The sequence below is a fragment of the Pedobacter jeongneungensis genome (assembly GCF_039538295.1).
GTDB lineage: Bacteria > Bacteroidota > Bacteroidia > Sphingobacteriales > Sphingobacteriaceae > Pedobacter > Pedobacter jeongneungensis.
This window is the reverse complement of sequence record NZ_BAABBY010000010.1, coordinates 91,272-103,498: the sequence shown is the minus strand read 5'-3', so window position 1 is coordinate 103,498 and position 12,227 is coordinate 91,272. Positions and strand designations below refer to the sequence as shown.

At 38.0% G+C, this 12,227-nt stretch carries 11 protein-coding genes; 10 read left to right on the top strand and 1 reads right to left on the bottom strand.

Annotated elements, in window-relative coordinates; all coding sequences use genetic code 11:
* The first annotated feature begins 220 nt into the window (after positions 1-220).
* Positions 221-2,170 (top strand): amino acid permease, encoded by a 1,950-nt coding sequence (locus ABD769_RS19565; RefSeq protein WP_344853044.1) that lies wholly within the window; start codon positions 221-223, stop codon positions 2,168-2,170.
* Positions 2,171-2,385: 215 nt separating this feature from the next.
* Positions 2,386-2,916, top strand: a complete 531-nt coding sequence (locus ABD769_RS19560) for a transposase (RefSeq protein WP_344853043.1) — start codon at positions 2,386-2,388, stop codon at positions 2,914-2,916.
* Between the two features lie 251 nt (positions 2,917-3,167).
* Here the strand turns inward: ABD769_RS19560 and ABD769_RS19555 are convergent, their stop codons facing one another.
* On the bottom strand, positions 3,168-5,147 hold the full coding sequence (locus ABD769_RS19555; RefSeq protein ID WP_344853042.1) for a KUP/HAK/KT family potassium transporter: 1,980 nt from the start codon (positions 5,145-5,147) through the stop codon (positions 3,168-3,170).
* Between the two features lie 261 nt (positions 5,148-5,408).
* On the opposite strand from ABD769_RS19555, the gene ABD769_RS19550 reads away from it, so the two are divergent.
* The 8 genes from ABD769_RS19550 to ABD769_RS19515 all read left to right on the top strand — a co-directional run bounded on the left by ABD769_RS19550 (position 5,409) and on the right by ABD769_RS19515 (position 12,196).
* Positions 5,409-5,858 (top strand): T9SS type A sorting domain-containing protein, encoded by a 450-nt coding sequence (locus tag ABD769_RS19550; protein WP_344853041.1) that lies wholly within the window; start codon positions 5,409-5,411, stop codon positions 5,856-5,858.
* An 82-nt stretch (positions 5,859-5,940) separates the two neighbouring features.
* Positions 5,941-6,555, top strand: coding sequence for a hypothetical protein (locus tag ABD769_RS19545; protein ID WP_344853040.1), 615 nt, complete (start codon positions 5,941-5,943; stop codon positions 6,553-6,555).
* Positions 6,556-6,558: 3 nt separating this feature from the next.
* Complete coding sequence (locus ABD769_RS19540; RefSeq protein ID WP_344853039.1) at positions 6,559-7,170, top strand: fumarylacetoacetate hydrolase family protein; 612 nt, start codon at positions 6,559-6,561, stop codon at positions 7,168-7,170.
* Positions 7,171-7,173: 3 nt separating this feature from the next.
* Entirely contained in the window at positions 7,174-8,907 is a 1,734-nt protein-coding gene (locus ABD769_RS19535; protein WP_344853038.1) for a M23 family metallopeptidase, read from the top strand.
* A gap of 175 nt (positions 8,908-9,082) precedes the next feature.
* Positions 9,083-9,547, top strand: coding sequence for a thioredoxin-dependent thiol peroxidase (gene bcp, locus ABD769_RS19530; RefSeq protein WP_344853037.1), 465 nt, complete (start codon positions 9,083-9,085; stop codon positions 9,545-9,547).
* 57 nt (positions 9,548-9,604) lie between these two features.
* The gene (locus tag ABD769_RS19525; protein ID WP_344853036.1) at positions 9,605-10,450 is read left to right on the top strand and encodes a transketolase; all 846 of its coding nucleotides are present in this window, start codon (positions 9,605-9,607) and stop codon (positions 10,448-10,450) included.
* A gap of 127 nt (positions 10,451-10,577) precedes the next feature.
* The gene (locus tag ABD769_RS19520; RefSeq protein WP_187591410.1) at positions 10,578-11,534 is read left to right on the top strand and encodes a transketolase family protein; all 957 of its coding nucleotides are present in this window, start codon (positions 10,578-10,580) and stop codon (positions 11,532-11,534) included.
* Positions 11,535-11,635: 101 nt separating this feature from the next.
* Complete coding sequence (locus ABD769_RS19515) at positions 11,636-12,196, top strand: RNA polymerase sigma factor (RefSeq protein WP_344853035.1); 561 nt, start codon at positions 11,636-11,638, stop codon at positions 12,194-12,196.
* The last annotated feature ends 31 nt before the right edge of the window (positions 12,197-12,227 follow it).

Here is a 12,227-nt window from a genome sequence, read left to right as displayed (position 1 = left end):
CAAACAGCGGCAAAAATATAACTTTTAAAAAGCCTAAAATTATGCGAATCAAATAAAGGATTATTCTAGCCAAATAATTGCCTTTTTTGACTTAAAATCAATAATCATACAATTTTTAAACCCGTTTTATCCTTAAAACCATCTGTAATGAAAATTATATGCGGCTTTAAACGTTTTTAACCAAACTTTTTATAAGTTTGAAGAAACAATCAAACAAAAGATGTTCGAAAAGCTATTCAGAAAGAAATCCATTTCCAAGATATTACAAGATGCAGCAAAAGGCTATGGCGACCATGAAAACACATTACGTAAAACACTAGGTGTTCGCGATTTAACCGCTTTTGGGATTGCAGCAATTATTGGTGCTGGTATTTTTAGTACGATAGGTAAAGCAAGTGCCGATGGAGGTCCGGCAGTAATCTTTTTGTTTATTTTTACTGCAGTTGCCTGTAGTTTTGCAGCCTTTGCCTATGCAGAATTTGCCTCAATGGTTCCGGTTTCGGGCAGTGCATATACTTATTCTTATGTGGCTTTTGGCGAACTTGTTGCCTGGATTATCGGCTGGTCGCTCATTATGGAATATTCCATAGGGAACATCACCGTAGCCATATCCTGGTCTGATTACTTTACCGGACTACTCTCCACGATAAAAATACCTTTTCTCGGCATAGATGGCATTCATGTACCCGACTGGATGACAATGGATTACCTAAGCGCTTATAACGGACATAAACATGCGGAGGCACTTTTGGCGGCTGGTAAAAACCTGGCAGGCCTGGATCCGGCTACGGCTCTGGCCAACAATGCCTGGCTTACCGCACCACAAATAGGTGGTTTTCACCTTGTGGCAGATATTCCGGCTTTAGGCATTATCATATTGATTACCTGGTTAATTTACCGCGGTATGAAAGAAAGCCGCAACGCAAGCAATGCCATGGTGGTAGTTAAATTGGCTGTAATTCTTTTGGTTTTATCGGTTGGCATATTTTATGTTGATACGAAAAACTGGAATCCCTTTGCTCCAAACGGTGTTTCAGGGGTTTTAAAAGGCGTTTCTGCAGTATTTTTTGCTTATATCGGTTTCGATGCTATTTCTACCACAGCTGAAGAATGTAAGAATCCACAGCGTGATTTACCCCGCGGTATGATGTGGGCAATCATCATCTGTACCATACTTTACGTTGCCATTGCCCTGGTTTTAACGGGTATTGTTAAATCAGATACTTTAGCTGTCGGCGATCCTTTAGCGTTTGTTTTTGACCAGATTAATTTAAAATTAATGAGTGGTATTATTGCAGTAAGTGCGGTATTTGCCATGGCCAGTGTGCTATTGGTTTTCCAAATGGGACAACCGCGTATCTGGATGAGCATGAGCAGGGACGGATTATTACCTAAATCATTTTCTAAAATCCATCCGAAATATAAAACACCTTCATTTGCCACTATTGTGGTGGGGTTTGTGGTTGCTGTTCCATCACTGTTTATGAACCTGACCATTGTTACCGATCTTTGTTCTATCGGAACATTATTCGCTTTTGTACTGGTTTGTGCAGGCGTTTTAGTATTGCAAAACAGACCGGATGTACAACGCGGAAAGTTCAAAATCCCTTACGTAAACAGTAAATTTATTGTTCCTGTAATATTTATCGCAACAATCATTTTCGCCTTTACACAATATAGTAAGGAAACCAAAGCATTCTTCTTCAATTCACCTAAAACCATTCAAACGGTAACTTTTGTTACTTCTTTAAGTGGCGATGAGCTAAAAATTGTAAAGGAAGAAATAGTTAGAAATGCTGCCCCACAGATTATATTAACAGAGAAAGTTGATGCTGAATCTTATCTAAGCGCCTTACCTGCTGATCGTTACGAACAGTTTATATCAGCTTCAAAAGTACCGGTAGAAAAGAAATATGAAAGCGGCTGGGGCTTGTTTAAACACAAAATCCCAATGTGGATCTTTTTGATTATCTGCATTATAATTACCTATTATTGCATCACCAAAAACCTTTCATTAATTCCGGTTTTAGGATTGATCAGCTGTTTATATATGATGTGTGAACTGGGCATCTCCAACTGGATTGGTTTTGGGATCTGGCTGGTAGTAGGGCTTGTGGTTTATTTTGCTTACGGTTACAGGCATAGTAAACTGGCACATCCTGAGGTTTAGTTTTAGTAAATGAAGTACAATCCTTTAATACACCATCGGAGATCGGTCAGGTTAAAGGGTTATGATTATTCAAAAGCAGGGGCCTTTGGCTCTATCGGTTGGTGTCTCACCAACCGAAACAAAATAATTCTAATATTTGTATCTTGTATATAGGTTGTCCCTGCAACTTAAATACTGATAAAACTATGAACATCTTCCATAAAAGACAGGGACAAATGGATTATAATTATCCATATTTTTATACAGATACCATCTGTAATTTCGCACATTTATTACATGATGATAACTTGAAAATGATCATCATAAATTCATTGAAGTTTTTAGTTGATCAAAAGCTTATTGAGATATACGGCTATGTTATCATGCCTAATCACATCCATTTGATATGGAATATGCTTAAATTAAACGGAAAAGAATCTCCAGCTGCCAGCTTTACTAAATTCACAGCACACGAGTTCAGAAAGTATTTTTTAGTTAATAATCCTATACTTATAAACCAATATCGTTCTCAAAAGAATGACAGGACTTTTCAATTCTGGAAAAGAGATCCACTGGCTATTCCATTAAGTCGTGAAAGTATTTTAATACAAAAACTAGATTATATCGATGATAATCCAATTAAAGAGAAATGGAATTTATGTACTCACCCTAAAGATATGAATGGAGCAGCGCAAACTTTTATGAAACAGGAATTGATCAATTCAAAATCCTTATACATTTTAGAGATTAATTACTTCCGCCAGTGAGCCCCCAATAAAAATACGTCGTTCAATTCAAAATCCTTTATTTCGGTCGGTGAGACACCAACCAATAGTCCCCCTTCACAGAAAGAGGATCTTATTTATTTCTTCTTAATAAAAGCCATTGCTGTAATCATTATAAGACCTAATCCTGATGCGATCATGTAATTATTCGCATGATCAAGATGGTATATCTTAGCTGCGGGACCTGCTATAAATAGCACAATACCCAAAATCAAAAGCGCAGTTCTCATTAATTAAACGGGGAGTCTGTGCAATTCAATGTCATCCGGGGTAACGAAAATCAACGGCACCTTCTCCACATCCACATAACTGCTGTCCAAGCCAAAACTGCGCTCTTCTGATAAACTTAATTTTTTAAGGATAAAGTAATAATCCATAATGGTACGTTCATAGAAACTCAGTTTGGTAAATTTAGACAAGTGTTTTTCTAAAAGCACGAACCTGAAATCGCCGGCAATTTTATGCTTGTTTAACGAGGTATATTGACTGGTGATATCAATTTCGCCGTTTTTAACCAACTCTTCAACCACTTTACGATAAAGCAGGTTTACACGCTGCTCTACCCTGAAACCTAACCTGAAATCGATCCTGATCAGCTTTCCGGGAATTAAGAACTCCACCTTATAATCTAATGTATAAGGTTCATCCATTACATCAACGTGCACTAACCAGTACACATCAGCACGTTTTGGTTCCTTCTGGATAATCGAATAAATAATTTTAGATTCTATTTCTGTTTTAAAGTTTGCACTCGTTAAATAAACCAGCTGAGAAGAATATTTCGGAACAGATTCGTCGTTACTTAATTCGCTTAAAATCTGATAATAATCTTCAATTTCTACATATTTAACAAACCGGTTTTTAATCTTGCGGGCAATAAACCAGCTCCACATCACGGTAAACAGTGCCGAACCAATTAATACGGTTAACCAGCCACCATCCGAAAACTTGTGCAGGTTACTGAAAAGGAAAGTACCTTCTATAACAACATACACCGAAATAAAAATGGCGATGAGGTATTTGGGGAAACGTTTGCTCCTTAAATAAACACTTACCAAAATGGTCGTCATCAACATTGCTATGGTAATGGAAAGACCATAGGCAGCATCCATTTTAGAAGATTCTTTCCAGAAGAAAACGATACTACAACAGCCCAGCCAAAGCATCCAGTTGATGGAAGGTACATAAAGCTGTCCCTTTTGAACAGATGGATAAACGATTTTGATTTTTGGCCAAAGGTTTAAACGTACCGCTTCTGATATCAGCGTAAATGAACCACTAATTAAGGCCTGACTGGCAATAACTGCAGCCATAGTAGCCAGAATTACCATCGGAACCTGGAAATGGCTAGATATAATCTGAAAGAAAGGATTCATTTTTGAACTTGGAATAAAAGTACCCTCATTCTGTAAAATCCAAACCCCCTGACCTAAATAATTCAAAATCAGGGTTATTTTTACGAAAATCCAACTAATTCTGATGTTATTCCGTCCGCAGTGACCTAAATCTGAATATAAGGCCTCGGCCCCGGTGGTACAAAGAAAAACACCACCTAAAATAATAAATGCCTTACTGTTTGTAGCCAGCAAATGTATGGCGTAATAAGGATTAAGTGCTTTTAATATGCTTAGGTCTTTAACGATAAATAAAAGTCCGGCGATACCCAAAACAGTAAACCAGACAAACATTACCGGCCCGAAAAGCTTTCCTACAAGGTTGGTTCCAAATTGCTGGATAATAAAAAGCACCGTTAAAATGGCAATTACTACCGGAACTACAGGTATATCGAATTTACTGGTTAAGCCTTCTATTGCTGATGTTACCGTGATACTCGGCGTAATTACACCATCGGCAAGCAGCGCACAACCTCCAACAACAGCAGGCACAATTAACCATTTTGCCTTTTTTCTCACCAGAGAAAACAGTGAAAAAATTCCTCCCTCACCTTTGTTATCGGCCCTTAAGGTTATGATTACGTATTTAATGGTGGTTTGTAAGGTTAATGTCCAGATGATGCAGGAAAGCACTCCAAGTACTACATCAGTGGTAATAGACCCCGGATGGTGCGCAATGCCTTCTTTTACACCTAATATGCTGGTAAAAATTGCGTTGAGTGTGTATAAAGGTGATGTTCCAATGTCACCGAACACAATTCCTAAACTAATTAGAACACCGCCGGCGGTTAACGCGTTGACATTTTTATGATTTGACACTTCGTTGATATTTTTAGTGCGGCAAAAGTAAACTAACTATAACAATTTAACAACCAAATTATTGTGTATTTTTAACACTATGAAAATAATTTTTTATTGTTAAATTGTGTTAAATTATGGCTTTTAAACAAAATGTTTAATTTCTTTGTTTTAAATTAATACATTTGCTATACCAATTTGATGAAACTCTACGCTAAGATAACGTTACTCACAAAAATAGCATGCACATTGTGCATCGCATTGCTGTGCAACGTAAATTCTATGGCGCAACAAGCTGATAGTATTCACATTAGCTTAAAAAACAGAACCAAAAAAGTAGGCAGAATTCCTGAAATTAAAGCCAACATTACGCCTTACAAACCGCTCTACATGTCTATTGGAGGTTCAGGAATGTTCAATACTTATTCAACGACAACCAAAAATACAACGGTTGTAGCAAAGGATAAATTGTTAACGATTGTAAAAATATATCCCAATCCGGTAGAAGAACAACTTAATATTATACTTTCTATTGGAAAAGATGGCACTCAGACCACTATTAAAATCATCGATTTATTAGGTAATGAGGTAGCAACGCTTGCCAACGAACGCCTGAATGCAGGCGAGCAAACCAAAACCTTTAACATTCCAAACAGAATAAACCCGGGCATTTACTTTTTAAGGGTAATTGCAGGGTCAGAAAGTCAGGTAAAACGCATCTCTGTTTTATAACATCATTTTCTTTTCTATTTTTGACTAAGAGATATTCTTTTATTGAAGGAATATTGAAGAATATTCTTAAACGATACAGATTATGAAAATTTTTGTTCTACTTGTATTTATGCTAATATTACAAAGCTGCCAGCAGCAGAAATCGCCTGAACAATCCTTATCTATTAAAAAAAGAGTATTCTACAACAAAGATTTTAAATGGGAAATCGCAATTCCTGAAAATTTTGAAGAAGTAAGCGCAGCCGAGAGAGAGAAAAAACAGGAAATGGGCGCAAACAAACTCAAAGATAATTACGGAGATAATGTTGAGTTTAAGGGAAACAACATTTTCTTATTTAAGAATGAGCAAGCTAACTATCTTGAAGCCCTATATGAGCCATTTTCCAGCAGCGATAGGGATTATTCCAGGTCGTTTAAAGATGTAAATAAAATGATATATGAAACGCTCAAAAACCCTGCGGTTTCCAAATTAGATTCATCAAGTACCCTGGAAGTAATTGATGGGCTCAAGTTTTATACATTTAAGATAGGGGTCGATTATCAAAACAAAACCACTATGCATTGGTGTATATATAGCAGGCTTTTTGATAAAAAAGCCTTTACTGTTAATATTATAACAATCGACACAGCTAAAGAAAGAATACTTTTGGATAGTTGGAGAAATTCAAAATTTGGTCATAACCAAAAAATTAATTAAAAAATGAAAATCATCGCCATTGGCAGAAACTATGCCGAACACGCAAAAGAACTGAACAATCCTGTTCCAACTACCCCGGTAATTTTTCTGAAACCTGATACCGCAGTTTTAAAAGACAATAAACCATTTTACCTGCCCGATTTTTCGGATGATGTGCATTACGAACTTGAGGTGGTTTTAAAAATTTGTAAGGAAGGAAAACACATTGCCGAAAAGTTTGCGGCCAATTATTATGATGAAGTGGGTTTGGGTATCGATTTTACAGCCCGCGATATTCAGGCGAAACATAAAGAAAAAGGATTGCCCTGGGAGCTGGCCAAAGCATTTGATAATTCGGCACCCATCAGTATTTTTCTTCCAAAAAGCGATTTCGAAGACCTTTATAACGTAAATTTCGAGTTAAAAGTAAACGGGGAAAGCCGTCAGGTTGGCCATACTAAAGATTTATTATTCTCGTTCGAGAAGATAATCAGCTTTGTTTCCCAGTACATCACCTTAAAAAAAGGCGATTTAATTTTCACAGGAACGCCGCAGGGTGTTGGCAAAACAAACCGTGGCGACAAATTGGAAGCCTGGTTGGAAGGAAAGCAACTTTTAAATTTTGATGTAAAGTAACGAATGATTAAAAACCCGATCCAGTACAAGTTAAAATTTTCCGTTTCAATTTGCCTTTTAATTGCTTCAACTTTTGTTCAGGCACAACAGATTTTTAGTAACAATAAATACCCGATTACCGATTTCAGACAGCCTTTAGATATTACTCCCCCTGCCCTTGCAGGCTCTTTCGGTGAAATCCGAGGTAATCACTTTCACTCTGGAATCGATTTCAGAACCAATCAGCGCGAAGGTTATCCTGTTTACGCCGTTGCTGATGGTTATATTTCGAGGTTAAGGGTACAGAACAGTGGTTTCGGACAGGCTTTGTACATTAATCATCCAAATGGCTTTACCACAGTTTATGGTCATTTGCAACGTTTTGCACCAAAAATTGCAACCATTGTTAAAAACCTCGAGTATGAAAAGAAATCTTTCGAGATTGACGAATTTCCTGATGCTACATTGATTCCGGTTCATAAAGGTGAGATTATTGCCTGGTCGGGTAACCGCGGCAGTTCGGGCGGTCCGCATTTGCATTTCGAAATCAGGGATACCAAAACAGAAGAAACCATCAATCCACAGTTTTTTGGAATTGTAATTCCCGATAATATTCCGCCGGTAATCCATGGATTATATGTTTACCGTTTAAATGGCAAAACTTTTAACGAATCTACTCCCAAACAGGCCATCGCCATTACCGGTGCAAACGGCACTTATAAAGCCGCTGCTCCAGTCAGTTTAACCGGCGAAGTAGGTTTTGGTATCGTAGTAACCGATCGCCATAATGGTTTATCGGGTACAAACGGGGTATATTCCATTCAGTTAGAAGTTGATGGTAAAATGGTGTACACCTCCGCATTGGAGCGCTTTGCTTTCGAAGATAGTAAGGCCATCAACTCGCATATCGATTATCCTACCTATTTAAATACCAAAAGAAGCATCCAGAAAAGTTTTGTAGATCCGGGAAATCCTTTAAAAATTTATAGTGGATTAGTTAATAACGGCCGTATCAACTTTAACGATGGCGCCCAGCATCATCTCCGCTACATCATTACCGATTCGAAAGGAAATGCATCTGTTCTGCCATTTACCGTAAATGCAGGTTCGGCGCCGGTTGTAACGCCGGTAGTGCCGGCCGGAATCATTTATCCTTATAATAAGGTAAACGAATTTAATGCTGAAGATGTCAAAGTGGTTTTTCCGCAAAGTACTTTATATAGCGATTTAAATTTTACCTATAAAAAATTACCTCGGCCAGCAGGAAATGCATGGTCGGCAGTGCACCAGATCCATAACAGGTTTACCCCATTACATATTGGTTTCGATCTTTGGATTAAGGCTGATAATTTGCCAGAAAACCTGAGAAGCAAAGCACTGATTGTAAATTCAAATGGCTCATCGCAAGGCGGAAGTTTCGACAACGGTTACGTTAAAGCTACTCCTAAAAACTTCGGCAGCTTTTATATTGCAACTGATACCATCGGCCCACGGATTTTCCCGGTCAATATTTCAGAAGGGAAAAGCATGGTCGGTTTATCTAAAATCTTTTTCAAAATCAGCGATAATTTATCAGGTATCAAAAGCTTCAATGGTTACATTGATGGCAAATGGGTTTTAATGGAGTTCGACACCAAAACGGCAACACTTTGGCATAGCTTTGATGAGAGAACAACTTCGGGTAAGCATACTTTAGAACTGGTTGTAACGGATATGAAAGAAAATACAAGAAAATATACCGTCAATTTCTTCAGATAGTAACAGGATCTTTTGGATTAGGAATTTCATGATCAGGATGCCGTAAAAACTTATGCTTTGAACGCAGAAATGTCATCTTTTAACATATCCCGAACAGTATAATACATTAATCTGTTTAAATTGCACGTGATAATAACATTCTATCATTAAAACATTCAAAATTCAATCATTATATATGGCAGAGTTAAAAGAAGGTGATCAGGCACCGGCAATTACATCAAAAGACCAAAATGGCAGCGAAGTTTCCTTAAGTGATTATAAAGGAAAAACGGTGGTGCTTTATTTTTATCCAAAAGATGATACCCCGGGTTGCACCGCTGAGGCATGCGATTTTAGAGATAATTATCAGGGCTTACAGGCTAAAGGCATTGTAGTTTTAGGCGTGAGTGTTGATGATGAAAAATCGCACCAGAAATTTGTAACCAAACACAGCCTGCCATTTACCCTGCTGGCCGATACCGACCAGAAAATTGTAAACGACTATGGCGTTTGGGCAGAAAAAAATATGTATGGCAAAAAATATATGGGTACTGTACGCACTACATTTATTATAAATGGTGATGGAAAAATTGCACACATCATCAAAAAAGTTGACACCAAAAACTCAACACAACAAGTACTCGATTTAATCAATAACTAATTATGATATAGCGGGTAAAATATTACCTTTGCTATGTAACAACAACCTCTTATTTTAATGAAACATACAATTAAAGAGCTAGAAGATATTGCCTCTCAGATCAGAAGAGATATCGTAAGAATGGTTCATGGATGTCAATCAGGCCACCCAGGTGGTTCATTGGGTTGCGCCGATTTTTTTACCGCACTATATTTCGAAGTCTTAAACCATAAGAAAGAATTCAGTATGGACGGCATTGGTGAAGATTTATTCTTCCTGTCTAATGGCCACATTTCTCCGGTTTGGTACAGTACCCTTGCCCACGCAGGTTATTTTGATAAAAGTGAATTGGCAACTTTCCGTAAACTGGATTCCAGGTTACAAGGTCACCCAACCACACACGAACACCTGCCAGGTATCCGTGTAGCTTCAGGCTCATTAGGTCAGGGTATGTCTGTAGCTATCGGTGCTGCCTTAACCAAAAGGTTAAACGGCGATAAATCTTACGTTTTCACCCTACATGGTGATGGAGAATTACAGGAAGGTCAAAACTGGGAAGCTGCTATGTTTGCACCATTCCATGAGTTAGATACTTTAATCTGCAGTGTAGATTATAATGGCCAGCAAATTGATGGTCCTACTAAAAAAGTACTTTCTTTAGATAGTCTTCAGGCTAAATTTGAAGCTTTCGGATGGCACGTAATCAATACTGATGGTAACGATATGCAAGCTATTGTTGAAGGTTTACATTATGCAAAAACTTTAACAGGAAAAGGTAAACCAATCTTAAACTTAATGAGCACGCAAATGGGTGCTGGTGTAGATTATATGATGGGTTCTCATAAATGGCATGGTACAGCGCCTAATGACGAGCAATTAGCTGCAGCCTTAGCGCAATTACCAGAAACTTTAGGGGATTACTAGCCCCCTTACCCCCTGAAGGGGGAGTAAATAACTTTTAATTTTAACTACAAATAAAGCCCCTTTAGGGGTTTGGGGTATGAAAACCTGCGAAGCAAGCTTGAACACCTTTAAATAAAAATATAAGCTCGTGAAAAAATATACATATACAGAAAAAAAAGATACACGTTCGGGTTTTGGTGCCGGCTTACATGAAGCTGGAAAGAAAAACGAAAATGTGGTTGCCTTATGTGCCGATTTAGTCGGATCGCTTAAGATGGATGCTTTTATCAAAGATTTCCCTGAGCGCTTTACACAGGTTGGTATTGCCGAAGCAAATATGATCGGTATTGCGGCAGGTATGACGATTGGTGGTAAAATTCCATTCACAGGTACTTTTGCCAACTTCTCAACCGGCCGTGTTTATGATCAGATCCGTCAATCGGTAGCTTATTCAAATAAAAACGTTAAAATCTGTGCTTCTCATGCAGGTTTAACCCTGGGCGAAGATGGTGCAACCCACCAGATTTTAGAAGATATCGGTTTGATGAAAATGTTGCCGGGCATGGTGGTGATCAATCCTTGCGATTACAACCAAACCAAAGCAGCAACTTTAGCCATTGCAGAATACGAAGGTCCGGTTTATTTACGTTTTGGCCGTCCGGTTATTCCTGTATTTACAGATCCTGATCAGAAATTCGAGATCGGTAAAGCCTGGATGGTTAACGAAGGAAAAGATGTAACCATTATTGCTACCGGTCACATGGTTTGGAAAGCAATTGAAGCTGGTGAAAAACTGGCTGAACTAGGCATCGATGCAGAAATCATCAACATCCACACCATTAAACCATTGGATGATGAGGCGATCTTAAAATCAGTTAAAAAAACCGGTTGTGTAGTTACCTGTGAAGAACATAACAAATTTGGTGGTTTAGGCGAAAGTGTTGCCCGTTTATTAACTACCGAATTGCCAACCCCACAAGAGTTTGTTGCGACGAATGATACTTTTGGCGAAAGCGGAACACCAGATCAGTTAATGGCTAAATACGGCTTAGATGCGGTGAACATTGTTGAAGCGGTACAGAAAGTAATTGGCAGAAAAAAATAGATTTGGAACATTAGATATGAAAAATTAGATGTGAGATTTGAGACGTTGTGTCTAAGCGAATCTCACATCTCATATCTCGTATCTCACATCTAAAAAAATAAATGAAACAAGTTGAAGATTCAGAAATCCTTGCCATGTTTGCCGTTGAGCGAACGCGAAATGAAGCCTTTAACCTGTTATTGAAAAAATACCAGCAAAAAATATACTGGCACATCCGCAGGCTGGTGTTAAACCATGATGATTGCGATGATCTTTTACAGGAGGTGTTTGTTAAAGTGTGGAAAAACCTCGATAAGTTTAGAAGTGATTCTCAGCTTTATACCTGGATTTACCGCATTGCCACAAATGAATCGATCACTTTCTTAAATAAGCAAAAACAGCGCAGTAACACGCCCCTGGATGAAGTATCATCCGAACTTGCTGATAATCTGGTTGCATCATCTTACTTTAACGGCGACAAGCTCGAGCTCAAACTGCAAAAAGCCATCCTTACCCTTCCCGAAAAACAGCGGATCATCTTCAACATGAAATATTTTGATGATATGAAATATGAAGAAATTTCGGAAGTTTTAGGCACCTCTGTAGGCGCTTTAAAAGCATCATTTCACATCGCTGCAAAAAAAATTGAAGCTTTTATTACAAATGATGAAATAGACTATTAAACCTTTTCACATTAATTGTATCATATATCTG